Raw genomic sequence first — 22,609 nt, 5'->3', positions numbered from 1 at the left:
ATGAATGGAATAAAAAATGTATACAAGAGTATTATAAGTATTGGTGTTCATGGCTATTTATCTCAGAAAACCGTAAAGAGGATTAAAATATTAAATTTTGCAGCTTTTTTTATGGGGTTAAATCCATTAATAGCATTAGTGGTTAAATACTTTACAAATGATTTACCTGATAAAATGGCTTTGTTATTTTTGTTAGAATCAGTATTGTATTTTTCAGTTTTAATTGTTAGTTATTTTAAAAAATACGAAGCTGCCAAGTTTTTATTTATCATATTATTCACTTCAATTTTATTTTTACATAATAATTTCTTGTATAAAGGGGAGTATACGGAATACTATTATTTAGTAGTTCCAATTGGAACATTACTGTTTTTTGACAACAAGTGGGTCCATTATATTTTTTTAATAATTGCTTTATTATTGTTTTTTATACCCAATTACTATTTAAATATTTATGATAAGGAAAGCTTTGGTTTCTTTCATGTAATTCCTTTTTTTTTAGGAATGTTTGTGGCTGTACAATATTTCAGGAATGAAAATATTAAAAACGAAGATAAGTTAAAAAAAGCTTATGTTGAATTAGAAGACAAGAAAAAAAATGAATTAGCACATTTACAATTGAAATCATTAAAAGCGCAAATGAATCCTCATTTTATGTTTAATGCATTAAACTCTATTCAAAGTTTAATTTTAAAAGAAGACAAGCATGAAGCATATACTTATTTATCCAAATTCGCTTCTTTGATAAGAGAAAACTTACAAATGAGTGAAAAGAGTTTTGTGTATTTTGAAGAAGAATTATCGTTATTAAAAAAATATTTAGAATTAGAAAAGTTACGATTTAGAGATAATTTTGAATATAAAATAAAAGGAATTGAAAATATAGAAGATATAAAAATACCTTCAATGATAATTCAGCCTTTTGTAGAAAATTCAATAAAACATGGATTACTTCATAAAGTTACTGGATTAAAAAAAGTAAACATATATTTTTATCAAGAAGAAGTTTTTAAATGTGTGATAATTGATAATGGAATTGGGATAGAAAAATCAAAAGAGATAAATACTTTAAATAGTAAAGTAGCGTCATTTTCAACAAAAGCAATACAAGAACGATTAACTTTTTTAAAAGATTATTATAAAAGTGATATAGGTTTTGAATATGAAAAAATAAATGAAGGAACAAAAGTGATTGTTAAAATTCCTTATGTAAATAAAGATGAATAAGAATGAGTCTGTTATATGAAATTATTCATACAGGAATAGTAAAAGAATTAACAACAACAGGTGTTAAAAGAATTAAAGTTTTAAATTACTGTTGTGCTTTTGGTTTGTTGTCAGCTGTATTTTTTTTAATAGTTGATTTTTTTCTAGGTCAATTAGATATAAGTAAAACACTTTCTTTTGTTGTGCAAATTGTTGTTTTTATAACTATATATTATTTACAGAGTCAAAAAAAGTATAAAATAGGAAGGGTGTTATTTGTTATGCTAGTGATAATAGCTTTATTTTATAATACAAACTTTGCTTTTAGAGGTTTTTATGGAGAGTATAGTTATATAATACTACCATTATTGGCATTGTTTTTTTTCGATAATAAAGTAATTCATTTTGGTGTGCTATTCTTAGCAATAAGTTTATATTATTTGCCAAATTATATAAACCCTATTTATCCAGAAAAATATTTTGGTTATCTGAATGTGTTATTTCAATTTTTTGGAACATTTATTTTAGTAAATTATTTTAAAAAACAAAATCAAAAAAATGAAAATGAGTTAGCGTATGCATATAAAGAGCTAGAAGATAAAAAGAAAAATGAATTAGCACATTTGCAATTAAAATCATTAAAAGCACAAATGAATCCTCATTTTATGTTTAATGCGTTAAATTCTATTCAAAGTTTAATTTTAAAAGAAGATAAGCATGAAGCATATACTTATTTAACAAAATTCGCTTCTTTAATTAGAGAGAATTTACAAATGAGTGAAAAGAGTTTCGTTTATTTTGAAGAAGAATTATCGTTATTAAAAAAGTATTTAGAGTTAGAAAAACTTCGATTTAGAGATGATTTTGTATATGAAATAAAAGGAATTGAAAATATTGAAGATATAAAAATACCTTCAATGATAATTCAACCTTTTGTAGAGAATTCAATCAAACACGGTTTACTTCATAAAATTACTGGATTAAAAAAAGTAGCTATTAATTTTTATCAAGAAGAAGTTTTTAAATGTGTGATAATTGATAATGGAATTGGAGTGGAAAAGTCAAAAGAAATAAATATTTTAAATACAAAAAAAGCTTCGTTTTCAACCAAAGCAATTCAAGAACGATTAACCTTATTGAAAGATTATTATAAAACCGACATAGGTTTTGAATATGAGGCAATCAATGAAGGAACGAAAGTAATTGTTAAAATACCCTATGTAAATAAAGATGAATAAAATACAAGCTGTAATAGTCGATGATGAATTAAATGCAAGAGAGAATTTAAGATACTTATTAAATGCATTTTGTAAAGAAGTTGAAATTGTTTCAGAAGTAGCAAATGTAGATGAAGCTACTGTTGCTATAAATAAACATAAACCGCAATTAGTTTTCTTAGATATTGAAATGCCTAGAAAAAATGGATTTCAATTATTGGATGAGTTTTCAGAGATTGATTTTCAAATTATTTTTATAACTGCTTATGATATGTATGCTATAAAAGCTTTTGAGGTAGCAGCAATTGATTATTTATTAAAGCCTATAGATATTGAGCGTTTACAAGAAGCGGTAAAAAAGGTAAAAAAATCAATTAAAAACACTGAATTTTCAAAAGCCAATTTAAATGTTTTAAAAGAGAATAAAAAAGCATTGCAAAAAATTGCGATACCATATAAAACAGATTATGTAATATTAGATATTGATAATGTATTGTGTATTGAAGCAGATAGAATGTATTCAGTAGTATATACAAAAAATAATAAAAAATATATGGTAGCAAAAAAATTAAGCTATTATGAAAATTTATTATGCAATAAAAAAGATTTTGTAAGGCTTCATCGTTCGTGGATTGTAAATATCAATAAAATAGAAGTATATTCTAAAAAAGAAAAAGAAGTAACGTTAGAATCTGATTTTAAAGTACCAGTAAGTAAAAGCTATAAGGAGAACTTCGAAACACTTTTTTACACATAAAAAGAGAAGAAATATTTAGTAAAAAGTTCATTTGGAAAATAAAATACTTCATTCGGAAGTAAAAATGAATTCTACTACTTGGGTTAAACTTTCTTTGTTTGAGAAATAATATAAAATTCTTTAAACTTAGAGATGTTATGGTAAAAAAAATACTATTAATATGTTTGTTTGTAACTAGTGTTGTAAGTGCACAATTCCCTACGAATAACTTAATTGTTCAATATGGCTTCAACAATGGAAGTGTTTTGGTTGATGGAGTTAATGGGGGGGCGCTTTCGGTTTCAGGAACAACATACACTGAAATAAATGATAGGTTCAATGTTGCACCAACTAGTGCAGTTAAATTAAGTGGTAGTTCATTTAATACTAATTATTCAACTAGTAATTCAACAATTGATACAAGTATTAGTTTTTGGGTTAAAACGAGTGAGGTGTCATCAGATTCAAAAATAATTTTTGAAAAAAGCTCAAGAGGTAATGCAGCTAGCTCAACTAATATGTTAGGGTATTCAGTAAGACTAGAAAATGGCAAAATAAGAGTAGAAAATGGATATGAGTTTACTTTTTATAATGGATTAAGAAGGTTAGATAGACATTCAGCTATATCAAATAGAATTGTGAGTGATGGTGAATGGCATCATATAGTAGTTTCAATATTTAATAGATCAGATAATATTGGAACAAGTAAAGGAGTTGACAATTTTATAAGAATATATGTAGATGGGGCTCTAGATACAAATCATAAAAAGAACAAAAGACCAAATACTTTCTTAAATAGACAGTTAAGGGTTACTAATGGACATTCTCAAAATGTACGTAAATTTCAAATCGCAAATTTAAATGGTGGTAATGCTCCTGTAAATTACAAATATGCTAACGATATTGATGATGTATTAGTGTATGGAAGATTATTAACTGCTACGGAAATTAATAATATAGGTTCTTATAATAATTTTTGTAGATCAATTTCAGCAGAGATATTATCAGCTTCTAATGTAACAGAGGATACAATTAATATTAATATTTCAGGATCTCAAGCTATAGATATAGCTTATCATAAAATTGCTGACTCTTTTTCTTCAGCAACTATTATTACAAATAAAACAGGGAGTTTTACTCTTAATAATACCTCTCCTAGTACGTACAAAGTTTATGTAAGAAGAAATTGTGGGGCAAGCACTACTTCTCCATGGTCTGAGTATAAAATATTCAAAAATGAAAGGGTTCCAGTTTATGTGAATAAAAATGCAACAGGAAGAAATGATGGTTCTAGTTGGGTAGATGCTTTTGTAAATTTAAATGATGCTTTGACAGAGGTTTATGAAAATAATGAAATATGGGTTGCAAAAGGAACCTATTTACCATCAACTTCGGGGAGATCTAATTCTTTTACAATTTCTAAAAAAGGAATTAAAATATATGGAAGTTTTGCAGGTACTGAAACAGAAGTATCTCAAAGAAATATAAATGCAAATAGAACTGTATTATCTGGTGATTTATTAGGGAATGATAATTCTACTTTAGAGTTTACTAACACTACAAGAAATGATAACTCTTATCATATTATAAAAGTTAATAATGATGATGTAGTTCTTGATGGTTTAACTATTCAAGGAGGTCATGCCAATGGAACAGCGTCTGATGATCAGTCTGGAGGGGCTATTTTCAAAGGTCATTCAGTGATAAATTTAGAAATTGCAAATTGTATTATAGATAATAATGTATCGACTTCAGCAGCGGCGGCTATTTTATCAAGGTTTGAAGAGTCTGGATATTTGAAAATTAGAAATACGATTGTAAAAAATAATTTATCAAGATATGGAACTGCGATATATAGTTATACTGGAAATAACAAAATAGCAACTATAAAAATTAAAAACTCTGTTTTTGATAATAATATAGCTAAAGATAATGGTACAAATAAAGGTCATGCAGGAAGTGCAGGCTGGTTTAGAGCTTATGGTACTGGATCTACAATGAATTGTGATTTAATAAATAATACTTATGTTAATAATGTTAATTTAGGAACAACAAGTGGTCTAAATAATTTTAATAGGTCAGCTGTTGGTATGGGAAGAACAAACGGAGTGTTTAATGGAAATGTGGCAAATTGTATTTTTTGGAAAAACACAACTACTGGAGGTGTTGTTAGTAAATCTATAGCTCAAGTTCATACAACATTAGGGCAAAACATTACTGTAAAAAACTCAATTGGAGAAGATAGCTTTTCAAATTTACCAAGTTCAAGAGTAACAAATGTATCTAATTCTGATCCTTTATTTACAGATTTGGCAAATAATGATGTTTCATTAACTACAGCTTCTCCTGCAAAAGATACTGGGGACAATGCAGTAATGATTGGAGCTTCTGATGTAATAGGGAACGTAAGAATTCATAATGGAACTGTTGATATGGGGGCTTATGAGTTTGGTGCGTCTACTTATGTTAGTAGAATGTTGAAAATAAAAGCTGAAAATGGAAGTGTTACTGCAAATCCAGTAGCTGTTGATGGTGGGTATAGTCATGGAACAAGTGTAGTATTAACAGCAACTCCTGATGCTGGATATAAATTTGATGGATGGGCTAGTGATGCAAGTGGAACAACTAATCCTTTGACAGTAGTAATGAATTCAGATAAAACAATTACTGCAAAATTTAGTAGAATAAAATACACATTAACAGTAACCAGCACTAATGGTACAGTAACTACAAATCCTAATCCAGTAAATGGAAAATATAACGAAGGGCAAGTGGTGGCATTAAATGCTACTCCAAATCCTGGTTATCAATTTGATGGTTGGACAGGTGACGCTACTGGTATTACTAATTCAGTAAATGTTACCATGAACTCTAATAAAATAGTAACAGCAAAGTTTAGTGTTATCTGTATAGTATCTATACCGGATGTTAATTTTAAGAATGGACTATTAAATCATACGCCAAAAATTGATATAAATAATGATGGTAAAATACAATGTACAGAGGCAAATGCTTTTACTGGAACTTTAAGTATACGTGTTAAAAATATTAGTGATCTAACGGGTATTGAGGAGTTTAAAAATATCACAAAATTTAATTTTGAAAGAAATAAGCTAACAAGTATAGATTTATCAAGTAATACTGCTTTAACAGAAATTGATTGCTCACAGCAGCAAGCATCATTAACAACTTTAATTTTACCTCAAACAGGAACTTTGACTAAGGTTAATTGTTTTAACAATGATATAACAGCTTTAGATTTATCTGGTAACCCAAATATGATTGAATTGAAGTGTTCTGTGAATAAAATTGTTACTTTGAACACTACTGGATTAACAAAACTAATAAAGTTAGATGCTCAAATTAATAAAATATCAAGTTTAGATTTGACTACGAATACAGTTTTAAAAGAATTGATTAGTGCTGATAATGAACTTACAGCTATTAATGTTTCTTCTAATATAGCTTTAGAGGTTCTTAATTGTAGAAAGAATAATATATCAAGTTTAAACTTGTCTAATAACACTTCATTAAAAACCGTAAACATTTACCAAACATTAATTAGTAGTTTAGATGTGTCTCAAAATTCTAACTTAACTGGGGTAGATGCTAGAAATAGTAAGTTAACGAGTTTAAATGTAGCTAATGGTAATAATACACAGTTTATTTATATGACGGTAACTGGAAATCCAAATTTAAGTTGTATTCAAATAGATTCAGGATTTACTCCAACTTCGGTATGGAATAAAGATGCTGCTGCTAGTTATAGTGTTAATTGTACAGCTAAATATTCACTTACAGTTAATGCAACAAATGGAACAGTAACAACAAATCCGAATCCAACAAGTGGAACGTATGATGATGGAGCAAGTGTTGTGTTAACTGCTACGCCAAATGCAGGATATCAATTTGACGGTTGGAGTGGAGATGCAAGTGGAACTACGAATCCAGTAACAGTTGTAATGAATGCTAATAAAACAGTAACAGCAACATTTAGCAAAATTCAACGTACGCTAACAGTTAATGGAACAAATGGAACAGTAACAACAAATCCTAATCCAACAAATGGAAAATATGATGATGGAACAAGTGTTGTGTTAACTGCTATGCCAAATGCAGGATATCAATTTGATGGTTGGAGTGGAGATGCAAGTGGAACCACGAATCCAGTAACAGTTGTAATGAATGCTAATAAAACAGTAACGGCAACGTTTAGCAAAATTCAACGTACGTTAACAATCAATGCATCTAACGGGGCAGTAACAACGAATCCTAATCCAACAAGTGGAACGTATGATGATGGAACAAGTGTTGTGTTAACTGCTATGCCAAATGCAGGATATCAATTTGATGGTTGGAGTGGAGATGCAAGTGGAACTTCGAATCCATTAACAGTTGTAATGAGTGGAGATAAAACGGTAACAGCAATGTTTAGTAGAATAATGAGAACATTAACTGTAACTAAAGCAGGAAATGGAACAGTAACTACAAATCCAAATGTTACAGGTGGATATGTTGATGGAACAAATGTAACATTAACAGCTACTCCTGACTCTGGATGGAAGTTTGATGGTTGGAGTGGTGATGCAAGTGGAACTACCAACCAAATTACAGTTACTATGAATGCAAATAAATCGATTACAGCAACGTTTAGTCAAGTAACAGCTGGGATAGAAGATGAGAAAAAATTAAAAGATTTTGCTGTATATCCCAATCCAGTAGAAACAATTTTAAGATTACAATTAAATGAGCAGGTTAAAGAAATAACTATATATAGTATTCAGGGAAGAGAAGTAAAAACATCAAAAGAAAGAGAAATAAATATCAGTGACTTATCTTCAGGTATTTATTTAATAAAAGTACAAACAGACAATGATAAAATAGGAATCAAGAAGTTTGTTAAAAAGTAGTGTTGTTAAAAACTGTATGAGATACATATTGTCTCATGCAGTTTTTGTTTTTAAAATTAACTAAAAAATAATCAAATGAAATTAGTATTTATTATTGTATCAACAATTGGAGCTTTATTATTTAACTCACCAAATGAAAGTAAAACCTTTAAAGAAGTAAAGACAGAGAAAATAATTGGAAGCAGTTTTTCATTAATAAATGATACTAAAAGTAAAGTGTCAATTTATACAGGAACTGGTTTTGTATCCTTAAATAAAGGGTCAAAAACAAGTATTTCATGTAAAGTGGGAAAAGAAGTACGTTGGGCAAAAAGTGGTAGAAAAGGAAAAGTAATTTTTAAAATAGAAAGTAAGCATTGTGGCAAGGTTTTAAAATTGTCAAAATTATTATAACGTAAATTTTTTTAAAGAGATTAATAGCCAAAACTAGGATACTAGTTTTGGCTTTTTTTATTTGAGGTTATTTTTTGATGTTTCAGGTTTTTTAATTGTTTGCGTGTTCAAATTGTTGGTTTGTAGGTTTTTGTGTGTTTTTCATTCGGAAGTAATTTAGTGTGTTTGGGAAGTAATTTTCTGCTTTTTTGATATTAGCAAGCGTTATTTGTATAAGAATTAAAGAGGGGTATAAACAGAATTAAATAGAAGTAAACATGAAGAGAATTTTATTAATAATAGTAGTGCTTTTTACATTGATAGCTTCTGCACAACAAAACCAGAATGAAATATTAGCAAACTATAATTCTGGAAAATATATAGTGTATAAAGTTAAAAAAGTTTCTTATGGTAAGTATAAAATGGTAAAAGTTAAGAAGCAATGGCCAATACAATTTTCAAAATCAGGAGATAAAACCAGCACAGTTTTAGTAAAAAGAGCAGGTATTTTAGATGAAACTTTTAAACCAGACGTACCAGGTCATCCAGCATATTTTTCTTTTTCAACATATCGTTTAACTTTTATAGATGGTATAGGGGTTTATTATAGTTGGAATGGAAAAGAACAAGCAACAACAAAATATGTTTTTACAAAAGGTGGTTTAAATAAAAACTATAAAGAGCTAAATAAGTTAGTAGAAAATTATTCAAAAGCTGTATTTAAAAATCAAACGAATGCCAGAGCAGAAGTAAAAGAACAAAAATCAGCTATAGCCGAAGCAGAAAGAAAGAAAAATTCTTTACAAAATAGAGAGGTAAGTAAAATAGAAATACAGTTAGTGAATACTCCTAATAAAGTAGCTCATTTTTCTGAAGCTATAAAATATGGTGTTGTTGCAATTCTTAAAGATGGAAGTAAATTATCAACAGAAAATTTAGGAGGTAAAATTCCTTGGAGTGATTTTATTCTTAAAAACAAAGGTTGTAGTAATACAATTGATGAAGTAAGAATTGATGAAGATGCTAAAACTTTAAAAGAAGATAGAATTACGCTTCAAGCTATTTCAAAATTTCATAAAACATTAAAAGCTACTAAACATATTAATACAACAAACAACTTGTCTATACAGGTAAATCAAACAGGTTTCTGGGGGCATGAAAGACATAAATATGTAACTGTTTTTCAAGGTCAAAATGGACAACATGCTGGAAGAGGTGATAATTTAACAATTAAAGTTAAAACGGTTTCACACAAACAAACTGGAGTGAAATTAAATAAAATAGAAATATTCAATACAACTAAAAATAAATTGGTTGTGAGGTATAAGTTAACACCAAACACTAAGCTAATTGTAAATAATAATGGTGGTCAGGGAATGAATGGGTTTGAAGGAAGAAAAGGCTCTCCAAATGGAGGAAATGGAGGTAATGGTGGAGCAGGAGGTAATATTTTATTAATTAAAGATCCTTCTGTTACCAAATTAAATATTGTTTTAAATAATGCAGGAGGAGCAGGTGGAAAAGGAGGAGCTCCTAAATATTCATATGCAAGTAGAGGAAGAAATGGAGTAAGAGGAGATAAAGGAAGAATTAATAAACAAGTAAAAGCAGTTAAATTAAGTTTCTAAATAAACTATTAAATTCAAGTATAATGAGAAAACAAATATTAGTAACATGTGCGTTAAGTATAGCAATGCTATTCGGAACAAGTAATGAGTCAAATGCTCAGTTTAAAAGATTATTAAAAAAAGTAACTTCTAAAAAAAGTTCATCTAAAAAATCTAAATCTGGAGGAGCTTCAGGGGGTACGTTTTCATATTTAAACAATGAAAAAGATGATTTAGGCTTAAGTGGTGAGTATCATGGATTAAAAGATAAAAAAGCATTTGGCTTTAGATTTGTAAAAGAAAATGAGGGGAAAGTTGTTAATGAATTACATTATTGGGAAAAAAAACAAGAAAAGCCTCAATTAAAAATGAACTTTAAGGAGAGTTATTACAGAAAAAAACAAGTAAAAATGTTTTTTGTATGGATGTCTTCTTATGCAAAATCTTATGTTGAGGTTTTTGAAGTGGCACCAGGGGTTTTAGCACAAACTCAACAAACAAGTAGAAGTATTAATAAATACGAAGAGTCTGTTCCATTAGATTCAAAAAGAACAGTAATTGAGGTAATGGCAAAAAATAAAGCAGACTTAGATACTTGGGATATTGAAACAGCACAAGCTAAAGTTGATATGTTAATAAGTAGTTTAAATACTGCTAAAATAGCTAAAACTAAAAAGAAATTAATGCGTTTTGAAACGTATAAAAATTACCATGGTAAAGTTGCATTTGCTAAGCAAACGCACTATTTAAAAAGTTCAAAAGCTAATCAACCGGTTGAAAAATCTGCTAATTTTATAACAAAAAGAGAGTTGGGTGAAACAGTAGCTTTTAAGCCTTACTTTGAGCAGCCGTTATCAGTTTCTCATCCAGGAGCGTGGTTTAATATTACGTATGAGATGGCAGGGCAAAAAACCAGTAGAGAGGCTTTAAGAAAAACGAGTACAAAGTTTTCTAAAAACATTCCTCAATTAACAGATTATAAAAATGATTTTTACTTTTTTTATCCTAAAGTAACGATTAATACTTCTAACAATATTGCTGATTATGCTTTTTTAGAGTTATTAAGATTAACGCAAGATAGTTTGACACAAGGAAAAGTATATGATTTAAAAGTAACTGTATGGGCTTATAAAGATGGACAAAATATTGATCCTGTAGCTACAGGTACAATTCAATTAGAGTATACTAAAAATACTGAAAAACTATTACTAGATCCAGTTAAGGGGTGGATCACAGTTTTAGAGGATTATTTAGATGAATAAATCCATTTTTTTGATTATTTAAGTTTGAACCGAATAGTAGAAAACACTATTCGGTTTTGTTTTTAAAATATATAATAGAATGAAGAGAATTTTGTTAATAGTATTGTTTTTAATAAGTGCAAAAATTGTAGGTCAGTCTGAAGTAGTTTCTACCAATTATTCTTTCTTTAAATTAATTATAACAAATAATAAAATGAAATTTTATTAGTTAAATGGGGAGATTCATGGGAAATACAAGGAAGAAAATATAAAGGCAACTATTCGTTGTATAAATTTATTGAGAGAATGAGTGACGGAGTTGGGGCTAAACTTAAAAAAATTAAACTAAGAGGGTTGTTTACTTTTCATTATAAAGGTCGTGTAAAACCAACATTAATGCATTATTATCAAGCCTCGTACAAATCAGGCGATTTAAAAATACCTAAGTCGTGTTCTGATATCAGATGGTTTTCATTGGTAGATGCAATGAAGGTTATTGAGTATTCAGATATGAAGGCTATAATGAAACAACTAAAAGGCAATGATAAAGTATGGGGAGGTGCTTTAGAAATAACTCCAAAGAGTGAAAACAATGAAAGAATGTTTAAAAAAATAGATGATTTTTATGAATTAAATTAATAGTCTTCTATTTTTAGCAAATGAAAATTTACCAAAGAGAAATTCAATTAAATGAATATAGAAGAGGTTATCATTTAATAACTGATATTTTAGTTAGAGAAATGCCTGAAATAGGAGATATTATAACCGGACAGTTTCAAGTGTTTCTTAAGCATACTTCTGCTAGCTTAACAATTAATGAAAATGCTGATCCAACTGTAAGATTAGATTTTGAAACTCATATAAATGAAATGATACCGGAAGGAATGTCTTACTATAAACATAATTATGAAGGTGATGATGATATGCCTGCTCATATTAAAAGTTCAATATTAGGTTGTCAAGTTTTGATTCCTGTAACGAATGGTAAATTGAATATGGGGATTTGGCAAGGTATATATTTAGGAGAACATAGAAATTGTGGAGGGAAAAGAAAGCTGGTACTAACTTTGACGGGAGTGTAGACTTTAATTATGTTTTATTGAAAAATTTAATGTTTTTTTACTGTTAATTTGTGGTTTAATTTATTTTGTTGTTAAAAAAATGATTTAAAAGTGTGTTTTTTTGTTAAAAAACGATATTATGTTTATTTTTTTAACATTTTAAAGTTTTGGGAGATGGTTTGTTAACTTTACGTAGATATAAATCCCTCAAAACCAAACAAATGAAAAAAAACTACCTGTTTGTTGTATTACTTTTAATATGCCAAACAAATTTTTCGCAAACACAAACCCCTAAAAATTTAGGACTGATCCAACAACATTTTAATGATTTACAGAAAGCTCGAAAAACGACATCTTTAGATTATGCTGAATGGAAAGTAACTAGTACTGCGTCTTCCTTAAAAAAAGGATTGACGCATTATTATTTAACACAGTATTATAATGGTATTCCTATTGTAAATGGTACTTATAATTTATCAATTATAAATAATAAAGTTAATTATTCAAAAAATCAATTTGTTAATGATATAAAGATAAAAACATCTAAACAAAAATCAATATCTATAACGGAAACACAAGCTATAAATGAAGTTATAAGAGCTCATAAATTAACTAGTGCTAAATTAGTTAAAACAATGAGAAAAAGTAAAGGAGATGATTTAGTTGAGTTTAAGAATTCAGGAATTACAGAAGATAATGAACCCATTCTTGTTAAAAAGGTATACTTCTTACATGAAGGTGAATTACGTTTGTGCTGGAATGTTAATTTATATGAAAAAGGAGGTAAAAACTGGTGGGATAGTTATGTAGATGCTTCTTCAAATAAAATTATATCGGAAAGTAACTGGGTTATAACTTGTAATTTTGACACTCATCATGGTCATGATTCTCATACAACTCATGATTCTTCTGAGTTTTTTAATTCAAATAAAGAATCTAGTACTCCATATTTAAAAGAATCTAGCATGTTAGCGCCAGATTCTTATAATGTATATGCAATGCCATTAATTAACCCAGATGATGGAGGAAGAACAGTTGTTACTAATCCAGCTAATTCTGTAGCATCACCTTATGGGTGGCATGATACAAATGGTGTTGCAGGTGCTGAACATACAATTACAAGAGGTAATAATGTATGGGCTCAAGAAGATGCAAACGGAAATAATGGCACTGGAGCTTCTCCAAGTGGAGGTTCTAGTTTGGATTTTAATTTCCCAGTTAATTTAACTCAAGCACCTAGTACTTATCGTGATGCTTCAACTACTAACTTATTCTATTGGAATAATATTATGCATGATGTATGGTATCAATATGGTTTTGATGAAGCTTCAGGAAACTTTCAAGAAAACAACTATGGAAAAGGAGGAGCAGGAAGTGATTCTGTAAATGCTGATTCTCAAGATGGAGGAGGAACTAATAATGCAAATATGGCAACTCCAACAGATGGAGGTAATGCAAGAATGCAAATGTATTTATGGACTAGAACAAATCCTAATAGAGATGGTTCATTTGATAATATGATTATTGCTCATGAATATGGACATGGTATTTCTACAAGATTAGTAGGTGGAAGGAATGCGAATGTGTTAGGAGGATCTGAACAAATGGGTGAAGGTTGGTCTGATTGGTTCGGATTAATGCTAACCATGAAAGCTGGTGATAAAGGAACTGATAGAAAAGGAGTTGGTACTTATGCGTTAGGTCAGGCTTTAGATGGAGTAGGAATTAGGCCAACGGTGTATTCAACTGATAGATCTGTGAATAATACAGATTATGCTGATATAGGCGGATTAAGAGTACCGCATGGAGTTGGTTATAGTTTTGCTTCAATATTATGGGATATGACTTGGTTGATTATAGATCAAGAAGGTTTTGATCCAAATTTTTATACCGGTACTGGAGGTAATAATGTTGCAATGGCTTTAGTTATAGAGGGTTTAAAAAATACAGCAAGTAATCCTGGTTTTGTATCAGGTAGAGATGGTATTTTACAAGCTGATCAAGATTTATACGGAGGAAAATACAAATGTTTAATTTGGAAAGCTTTCGCAGGTAGAGGAGTTGGAGAAGGAGCTGTAGAAAATAATAATGGAGGTAGTAATACTAACTCAGATCAAACAGTATCGTATACCAATCCATGTGATGGAGGTAATCCAGATCCAGGAAGTTGTGCTGGAGATGTTACTTCGTTCCCTTTCAATGAAAGTTTTGAAACTAATTTAGGCTTATGGAAAGATGCAACCACTGGAGATGATTTAAACTTTACAAGAGATTCTGGAGGAACTCCTTCAAGTAATACTGGACCAAGTAATGCAGCTGATGGTTCTACGTATTTATATGTTGAAGCTTCAGGAAATGGTTCAGGGTACCCTAATAAGAGAGCTATTTTAAATTCTCCTTGTTTAAATTTTGGTTCGGTAGCAAATCCTAAATTGGCTTTTCAATATCACATGTATGGTAGCGCAATTGCTACTTTAAAAGTTGAGGCAAGAAAAGACAATACAGGTACTTGGACATCAGTGTTTAGCAAAAGTGGAGATCAAGGAAATAGCTGGAAAACTGCAACTATTGATTTAGGTGCTTATGCTAATGAAGCAAGTGTACAATTAAGGTTTAATGTAGTTACTGGTTCTGGAAATAGTGGTTGGCAAAGTGATATTGCTATAGATGCAATATCTATTACTAATGGAGCAGGAGACCCAGGAGGTGATTGTACAGCTTTGAATTTTAACGATTTTACTATAAGTCCATTTTCTAATCAAGATTCAAGTGGAAATTATTCTATTGGAGGCTCAGGAGGTTCACTAGCATTAACGAATAATACTTGGAAGTATATTTTAATGAATTATACAGTTACATCTAACACTGTAATAGAGTTTGAGTTTAGCAGTACGTCTGAAGGTGAGATTCACGCAGTAGGATTTGAAAATGACAATAATTTAACTTCTTCAAGATATTTCAAAGTTCATGGAACTCAAAATTATGGAGTAACTAATTTTGATAATTATGTAAGTGGAACAAAAAAATATGTAATTCCTGTAGGTAGTTCTTATACAGGAACCATGGATAGGTTAGTTTTTATTAATGATAATGATGCTGGATCAGGAAATAATTCTACTTTTTCTAATGTGAAAATTTATGAAGGCTCTTGTGGAACATCATCAATTAATGTAAGTGAATTTGGCATTCGAACAGACGTTATTGGTACTCAGGATGAAGGTGTGTTTTCTTCAATCGAAGTAGCTCCGAATCCAGTTAAAAGAGGAGAGCTTCTTTATTTAACAGGAAATAGTAAGAATTTATTAAATGCTTCTTATAGTGTTACGAATATGTTGGGGCAGGTACTGGAAACTGGAAAACTAGCAGGAAGAAGTATTCAAACAGATAAATTAAAAACTGGTATTTATATTTTAACAATAGAAAATAAATATACCAAAGAAGATAAACGATTTATTATTAAATAACTTATGGTTATTCTAAGATAATAAAAAGAAGTTGTTTTTTATTTATTTTAAACCCTTTGAGCTTTTATAAAATTCAAAGGGTTTTTTTAGTTTTTGAAAACTGTTTTAAATTCTGAAATAATTTCCTCTATTTGTTGTTCGTTATATTTTCTAGAAAAGTGTACAGGTATTGCCTCATTTATTTTAGATGCGTTCATTATTTCTCCTGATTTTTCTGAGTAGCTATGATAATTAAGGTGAGCATATTCTTTGTCTTCATTTTTATAAAAACATTCTATGTATATTTTATTAGATTGAAAAAAATGCTTTTTAATCTTAGAATGATTTTCAAAATTAGCAGCATGATCCATAATAACTCCTATCGAATCACCTTCTTGGGTGTGTAGTAAATGAAATAAATCTTTAGATTCATAGTTTTTACCTTCAATATTTATAGCAACGGTTTCTTCTTTTTTTAGAAAAGCGTTTTTTAAATCATTTACCCATTTTCCTCCTTTAAAATTACTGTTTTTAAGGTTGATTTTAAGTGTGTCTTTTTCTTTAAATTTATAGCTTAGAGAAGGTGTTTTATGGTTAAGCAATATTCCAGTTACTATAAAGTTATTTTCTTCAAAAAGAATGTTGTTATGTTTAATAGAAGTTTTTTTAAGTTCCCATACAGGAGGTTCTATTTCATAGATATGAATTTCATTGTCAGAAATCATTTCACGTATTTCGTAAATAATAGCATCTTTTTCAATCAAATTCCAAGTGTAACTTTTTATTCTATTTTGAACTTGTTTAGCTATATTTTTAGGGCCGCAGATAAGAATTCTTCTTTGTGTACCTATTTGATGTCTTATGATAGCGTCAAAGTTTACAAAGTGATCTATATGGGTATGACTAATAAAAATCGCATTCGTATTTTGTATCTCTTTTACGGTTAAGTTACTAGCATCACCACATTCACAAATATAATTCCAAGGGTGATTATCTGGTTTTATTAAGATAGAGATATCTTCGTTGTAATTACTTTTTATTTCAGAAAAGAACATAAGTTTAGTTTGTAAGGTTTTCTCTACCTAGTGAGTCTACTTTTTTTAATAAATCAGGAAAACGATACTCTCCGTGCATTTCTTTAATTTTTTTGGCAGCAATGTTTACATCCATTCCTATTGCAGTAATATGTAATGCTTTTTTACTATTACCTCTTACAATCGATGTTTTGTGAGTATTGATATTTTTAAAATCATTTTTGGCTACACCAATTAAAGGAATGTTATCTTTTAATGATTTATATAGGTGTCCTCCTAGTCCTAATTTTTTGTTGTCATCTAAAAAAACAAATCCATCAATAATTATTGCATTACAATTATCTAGGTTAATTTTTTTAAGTAAGCTTAAAATGCAAGGTAATTCTCTTTTGTAAAATTCTCCAGGAATATAGTCAGAAACACCGGTTAAGGTCTCTTCATAAATCTTAGTAGTTTCCTTACTTTTCCAATTGTCAAATTGTATACAAACGGTTTTTGCTTGGTTTTCAAAATAATAGGTATCAAATGCTAAAATCAATTTTCAATATGTTTTTAATATTAATCACCACCACAAGAAGCACAGCTTGAACATGATGAACAGTTAGAGCATGGGCTACTACTGAAATCAAATCCATTTGAATCTGAATCACCACCCCAAGAATTGAAATCAAACCAGTTACTTGATTCATCTGTTGGTGGTTCATTAATACTTAAAGGGTCTTCTTCAAAAGTGACAGAATCAGTTAAGTCATTATTAGATTCACTATTAAAAGCATCATTTGAAACTTCTAACTCTTTGGCATATCCAATATCTTCTCCAGAATCATTTTCATAATAAGAATCTGTTATAACTATATTGTTATTATGATGCATGATATCTGACCAAATTAAACTATAAAAAAGATAGTCATCAAAGCCATGATATCCACCATAAATCCCCCCTCTTTTTGTATTGTATCTAATATCTTCTTTTGTATTTACTTTTTGTTTAGGTAGTACGTGTTTGTTTTTAATGAAAGATTTAATGTCATCAGTTTCTACTTGTTTTTTTAATTCAAGTTTTATTTTGTTTAAAAAATAATCAAATCTTGAAGTCTTCTTTTCTTTAAACTGGTCAAATTTTAATTGAGAACTTGTTGCCTGAGATATAGTTTTATTAGGATTTCCTGATTCAAGTTCTTTAAATAACCCTGAAATTTTAATAACTAAAGGGAAAACTCCTATTTTGTGATCTCTATTTATTTCAATTTCTATCAGGTATTTAAAATCGAAATCTTCATGCTCTAAAACAAGTTTTAGTTGCTTGAAATGAATAGACATAGCATCGTTTACCTCTATTTCATATTTATCGAGAGCATGTTTTAAATCATTTTCTTTTCCATCTTTATCATGATAGAAATCAATATCATCATGTGATATTTTAATGATATTGTTGATTTTTAAACTTCTAAATGTGGCGTTTAATTGTTGCAGTATTGCTACAGCAGTAAAAGTTTCACGTTCTTCTTTATCTGAAATAACTCCAAGCGTTAGGTGATGGAAGAATTTTTTAAAAGCTTTTGTTGGTTTTACTTTTTTAATTTCTGTTAATTGACTAGGGTCAATGGTAATAATTCCTTCTAAATACATAGGCTAATTTTTAATTATGACAAGCCCCACAATTATTAGATTCCCATTGGGTCATAGCATAAGATCCCCAAATAGATTCTGGTGGTTTATTATAATGTTTAATATATAATTTTATTGTTTTTTGATAAATAGTATAATCTTCATTTTCACTAGGAGTATGATGTATAAACCTATTATAATGAGTAGAGCAAAACTTTTGGTAATACCTAGTGAATAAAATAAATTCATGCCATGCTAAATCAATTAATAAGGATGGACTTAATTTTGTTTTTGTAATATGAATAAGGTTAAGAAATTTTAGCATTTCTATTAATAATTCATCTTTATCTATATTATTTTCAAAACTTATTTTTTCAACTTTTTTCCTTAATAAAGGAATGTTTGTTAGTATATCATTTAATTGATTGTCCATAGGCTAATTTATAAACTGTTTATTTTCCCCATTAGCTATATATATTATAACATCATTCTCTTGAAGTGTAAGATGGTTTTCAGGGTTTTTAATGAGTTGTCCTTTTCTGCTAAGTGCTACTAGTGTAATACCATATTTTTCTTTTAAATGAATAAAAGTTTCTAAATAAGTGGTATTAATATAAGTGTGTTTATTTGATAGCTTAGTTTCGCAAATGTCTAAATTACTTTTGTCGTTAGAAGTAGAAATTAAATCTTCTGTAAGTAAAGCAACATTAGGTTCAAATATATAACTAGCTATAAATTTTGAAACAATTTCATTTTTTGGAATAATGAACTGAACTCCCAAATAGTTGAAAGAAGATTTTAATTCTATGTTTTCTATAGCAACTACACAATTAATGTTTTCAAATCGTTTTTTTAGACTAATTGTATAAACTAATGTGTCGGTATCATTTTCAAAACTGATATAAACTCTTCTTGATTCTTTAAGCTTTATTTTATCTAATGCCTTGTAATCATTAAGGTCAGTAAGTAAAACAAAGCAGTTTTTATCAGAGTATAGTTGCTTAATAGTTTTTAAGTCAGATTCTTTATTCACAACTATTGCTAAGTCTTCTTCAGCCTTAATAATTTGATCTGCTACTTGTTTAGAAAAAGCATTCCATCCAATAATTATACAGTGGTTATTCATGTCTGTTCCAAAGTATCCCATTTCTCTTTTTTTTAAGTATTCTGATATTTTTAAGCTTAATTCTGTTACGATGTATCCTAAGACACCAAGACTTCCCAATACAAATAAAATACCGATGAGTCTTCCCCAGAATGTTATAGGATAAAAATCACCATAACCAACTGTAGTTAATGTAACAATAGAATACCAATAAGCATCAGCAAGGTTATTTATATTAGTATTTTCAAAATTAGATTCAAAATGATATAGGCTATATACTAGTATATTATAGATTCCAGCGACTAGTATAAAGAATATTAATTTTTGTTTGGAACTCATACTTGCATCAAGTTTTTAAATACGTTCAATTTTTCTTGATTACAGCTACTAAGTTCTATATAGGTTTTGTTACTCTCAGGAAACGTATGAATGGCTAAATGACTTTCTCCTAGTAGCCAAAAACAGGTGTATCCTTGTTGTTCAAAATGATGTTCGTTAAAAGCTAATAAAGTAAATTTACTTTGTTGTAATAAATTTTCAAAATTCGTTTTTAAAACCTCAGGATTAGTTTCAGAAATCCATTCTTGAAAATTATATATATTGGCTTGTATGTGTTTGTAGTCAGTGTTCATTTTGTGTTAGTATAAATCCCAATTTCCTTTTAAATAATATTGATATAATACTGGGTTTTGAATTTTATTAACTTCAACTTTATTTGTGCCAATATTAAAAAAATCTTTCTTACCAAAAGAAGTGATTAGTAACATAGCTTCCTTATTAATCCATTTTGTTGATACTGATGAAAATTGTAGGTTTCGAAGTTTTTGCTTAAATTTCTCTTTAGAAACATCTTTGTTTTTTGTTCCTATAATCCATCCCCATTCTCCCATAGATATAATTTGATTGTGCATTGGAACTGTAGTGAAACCTGCAGATTGCATTGTTAAATCAATACATTGAAAAGCTTTGGTAGCAAAATAAGGACTACCAGATTGTGTGATGATTAATCCATGAGGTCTTAATTTACGTTTGCATAATGTATAAAATTCATGAGAATAAAGTCTGCCCAATTCAACACTTCTTGGATCAGGTAAATCTATGATAATAACGTCGTAGAAAGATTGATTGTCTTGTTCTAGATGAACGTAAGCATCTTTGTTGTAAATTTTAAGCTTTTCACTATTCATTGATCCTTCGTTAATATTGATAAGAATTGGACTTTTTTTTCCAAGTTCAGTCATGTTAGGATCTAGATCTACCATATCAATTTTATCAACTGAAGGATATTTTAGTAATTCTCTTACTGCGCATCCATCACCTCCTCCTAAAATTAATATTTTTTGAGGATTTGGGTGTAGTTGCATAATTGGATGTACTAAAGGTTCATGATACATTTCTTCATCTATTGAGCAAAATTGTAAGTTACCATTTAAGTATAGCCAATGTTCATCTTTCCATTCAGTTAGCACAATTTTTTGATATTTACTTTGGGTTGAATAAACAATTTTATCTTTGTATTTTTTTTGTTCACCCCAGGTAATAATTGTGTCAGTAAAACTCATTCCCATGATAAGTGTAATTAAAACAATACTTATCATAGCTAACATTGATTTTAATTGGTTTTTTATCATTTTACCTTTAAAGCGATAAAACACTAAACAGGCTACAAAAAAATTAATGAACCCTAAAATAAAAGGAGTATAGGTAAGTCCTAGTATAGGTAAGCCTATAAAAGCAAAGAATACTCCACCTAATAAACTTCCATAATAATCTTTTTCTAAAATTGAAGAAATGTTAGTTTTTAAATCTTCATATTCTTTATTAATTCTTACAACTAAAGGGATTTCTAAACCAATTAGTAAACCAACAAGCATACTTAAAAAATAGATAACTGCATCATAGTATGATGATACAGCTGCTAGTGTATACACTAATACAGATGAAAAAGCAACAATTAGTGATAAAGCTAATTCAAGTAATAGAAAATTTCTAATTAAGTTCTTAGTAAACCTTTTACTAAGTCTGCTTCCTAATCCCATACAAAATAGCATTAAAGAAACAATCATTGTCCATTGAAAAACTGAATTTCCAATAAAATATGTAGCTAAAGTTGATAGCACATATTCAGCTACAATTCCGGCAAAACCTGTAGCGAAAATGGCCGATTTTAGAATAAATGAATTGTTTTTTAGATACTCCATGTAATTAATATAGCTGAACCAACATAAGCAAATGCTTCTATTAATCCTGCACCGATATTTGGTTTTTCTTGATTAATGATTTCATCAGTTAATTTTCTTCCAGGTAATAATATTTTGTCTGTTAAGAAGCGCATAATTGGTAACAAGATAATTCCTAAAATAGTTTGTAAGCTAACATCGATAAGAGTTGTTGTCCAATCAATAAAAGGATCAATTAATGCATTCATTATTATAATCCCAATAGCAAGTATGGCTCCTCCAAAACTAACACCTACCGCTACATTATCCTTTTCAATGTGCTTGTGTACATCAAAACTAATCCATAAAGTAAAGATTTTTATTGCTATAACGAGCATAAAGTTTCCTATTGTCCAATAGCTAATAAATGTTAAAAGTCCTTCTTGTAAACTAGTAGATTCACCAATAAGAGCTCCATGAAGTAACAATGCATTGGCGATATATATACAAGCCTCTATAATTCCAGTACCTTCATTTTTATCTTCTATAATCTCTTTTTTAATGTCGAATTTTGGAAGGATTAACTTGTTGCTAATTAAAATTGATATATGCAATAAAATGATCCCTGCTATTCCATAAACTCCAATATGAATTAGGTCAGTATAAAAACCAGCACTTTCTCCTACAATTGCTCCTCCAAGGATAGTAATAAGTCCGATAAAATACCCAACATATGAAAGGATAAAAGCAAAATTATCTTTTTCTATAAGTTCGTGTGTTATATTAATTTTAGGGTTTAATAATTTATAAATTATTTTCCCTAAGTAAAAAATTATAAAAGCAGTTGCTACATATCCCAAAGAATGTAGTAAGCTGTTAATGTTTATATATTCGGTTAGATTTTCCATCT

19 protein-coding genes are annotated in these 22,609 nt (G+C 28.9%); 11 read left to right on the top strand and 8 right to left on the bottom strand.

Translation table 11 applies throughout. The annotated features are described in order from the left end of the window. The 11 genes from DS884_RS03225 to DS884_RS03180 all read left to right on the top strand — a co-directional run bounded on the left by DS884_RS03225 (nt 1) and on the right by DS884_RS03180 (nt 15,814). A complete protein-coding gene (locus tag DS884_RS03225) occupies nt 1–1,227 on the top strand; it encodes a sensor histidine kinase (RefSeq protein ID WP_147239363.1) in 1,227 nt (408 codons plus the stop codon). 2 nt (nt 1,228–1,229) lie between these two features. Continuing rightward, nucleotides 1,230–2,444, top strand: coding sequence for a sensor histidine kinase (locus tag DS884_RS03220; protein ID WP_113785764.1), 1,215 nt, complete (start codon nt 1,230–1,232; stop codon nt 2,442–2,444). Further along, entirely contained in the window at nt 2,437–3,180 is a 744-nt protein-coding gene (locus tag DS884_RS03215) for a LytR/AlgR family response regulator transcription factor (protein ID WP_093870662.1), read from the top strand. Before DS884_RS03220 ends, DS884_RS03215 begins: the two co-directional genes overlap by 8 nt. A gap of 137 nt (nt 3,181–3,317) precedes the next feature. Continuing rightward, nucleotides 3,318–8,069: an InlB B-repeat-containing protein gene (locus tag DS884_RS03210; protein WP_113785763.1), complete on the top strand. Its 4,752-nt coding sequence runs from the start codon at nt 3,318–3,320 to the stop codon at nt 8,067–8,069. Nucleotides 8,070–8,144: 75 nt separating this feature from the next. Next, nucleotides 8,145–8,462, top strand: a complete 318-nt coding sequence (locus DS884_RS03205) for a hypothetical protein (protein WP_113785762.1) — start codon at nt 8,145–8,147, stop codon at nt 8,460–8,462. 257 nt (nt 8,463–8,719) lie between these two features. After that, complete coding sequence (locus DS884_RS03200) at nt 8,720–10,069, top strand: hypothetical protein (RefSeq protein ID WP_147239362.1); 1,350 nt, start codon at nt 8,720–8,722, stop codon at nt 10,067–10,069. A 23-nt stretch (nt 10,070–10,092) separates the two neighbouring features. Continuing rightward, nucleotides 10,093–11,310: a hypothetical protein gene (locus DS884_RS03195; protein WP_113785760.1), complete on the top strand. Its 1,218-nt coding sequence runs from the start codon at nt 10,093–10,095 to the stop codon at nt 11,308–11,310. A 79-nt stretch (nt 11,311–11,389) separates the two neighbouring features. Further along, nucleotides 11,390–11,518: a hypothetical protein gene (locus DS884_RS18710; RefSeq protein WP_255414816.1), complete on the top strand. Its 129-nt coding sequence runs from the start codon at nt 11,390–11,392 to the stop codon at nt 11,516–11,518. Nucleotides 11,519–11,595: 77 nt separating this feature from the next. Then, nucleotides 11,596–11,928 (top strand): hypothetical protein, encoded by a 333-nt coding sequence (locus DS884_RS03190; RefSeq protein ID WP_113785759.1) that lies wholly within the window; start codon nt 11,596–11,598, stop codon nt 11,926–11,928. Between the two features lie 20 nt (nt 11,929–11,948). Continuing rightward, the gene (locus DS884_RS03185; protein ID WP_093870668.1) at nt 11,949–12,371 is read left to right on the top strand and encodes a secondary thiamine-phosphate synthase enzyme YjbQ; all 423 of its coding nucleotides are present in this window, start codon (nt 11,949–11,951) and stop codon (nt 12,369–12,371) included. Between the two features lie 200 nt (nt 12,372–12,571). After that, nucleotides 12,572–15,814, top strand: coding sequence for a M36 family metallopeptidase (locus DS884_RS03180; RefSeq protein ID WP_113785758.1), 3,243 nt, complete (start codon nt 12,572–12,574; stop codon nt 15,812–15,814). Nucleotides 15,815–15,900: 86 nt separating this feature from the next. On the opposite strand, the gene DS884_RS03175 is transcribed toward DS884_RS03180, so the two are convergent. The 8 genes from DS884_RS03175 to DS884_RS03140 are packed head-to-tail and all read right to left on the bottom strand — an operon-like array spanning nt 15,901 to nt 22,607. Further along, complete coding sequence (locus DS884_RS03175) at nt 15,901–16,848, bottom strand: peptidase (protein WP_113785757.1); 948 nt, start codon at nt 16,846–16,848, stop codon at nt 15,901–15,903. 4 nt (nt 16,849–16,852) lie between these two features. Further along, nucleotides 16,853–17,365: an endonuclease V gene (locus DS884_RS03170; RefSeq protein WP_113785756.1), complete on the bottom strand. Its 513-nt coding sequence runs from the start codon at nt 17,363–17,365 to the stop codon at nt 16,853–16,855. A gap of 20 nt (nt 17,366–17,385) precedes the next feature. Next, nucleotides 17,386–18,456, bottom strand: a complete 1,071-nt coding sequence (locus DS884_RS03165; RefSeq protein ID WP_113785755.1) for a hypothetical protein — start codon at nt 18,454–18,456, stop codon at nt 17,386–17,388. A gap of 10 nt (nt 18,457–18,466) precedes the next feature. Then, nucleotides 18,467–18,868, bottom strand: coding sequence for a glycine-rich domain-containing protein (locus DS884_RS03160; RefSeq protein ID WP_093870673.1), 402 nt, complete (start codon nt 18,866–18,868; stop codon nt 18,467–18,469). Nucleotides 18,869–18,871: 3 nt separating this feature from the next. Continuing rightward, a complete protein-coding gene (locus DS884_RS03155) occupies nt 18,872–19,879 on the bottom strand; it encodes a potassium channel family protein (protein WP_113785754.1) in 1,008 nt (335 codons plus the stop codon). Beyond that, a complete protein-coding gene (locus DS884_RS03150; protein ID WP_113785753.1) occupies nt 19,876–20,172 on the bottom strand; it encodes an S-adenosylmethionine decarboxylase family protein in 297 nt (98 codons plus the stop codon). The genes DS884_RS03155 and DS884_RS03150 overlap by 4 nt, the downstream gene beginning before the upstream one ends. Before the next feature lie 6 nt (nt 20,173–20,178). Beyond that, nucleotides 20,179–21,741 (bottom strand): polyamine aminopropyltransferase, encoded by a 1,563-nt coding sequence (locus tag DS884_RS03145; protein WP_113785752.1) that lies wholly within the window; start codon nt 21,739–21,741, stop codon nt 20,179–20,181. Beyond that, nucleotides 21,729–22,607 carry a DUF350 domain-containing protein gene (locus DS884_RS03140; protein WP_113785751.1) on the bottom strand — a complete coding sequence of 293 codons (879 nt, stop codon included), beginning with the start codon at nt 22,605–22,607 and terminating at the stop codon, nt 21,729–21,731. Before DS884_RS03140 ends, DS884_RS03145 begins: the two co-directional genes overlap by 13 nt. Nucleotides 22,608–22,609 lie beyond the last annotated feature (2 nt).

This window comes from Tenacibaculum sp. E3R01, from assembly GCF_003318185.1.
GTDB lineage: Bacteria > Bacteroidota > Bacteroidia > Flavobacteriales > Flavobacteriaceae > Polaribacter > Polaribacter halocynthiae.
This window is presented reverse-complemented; position numbering and strand designations above follow the sequence as displayed.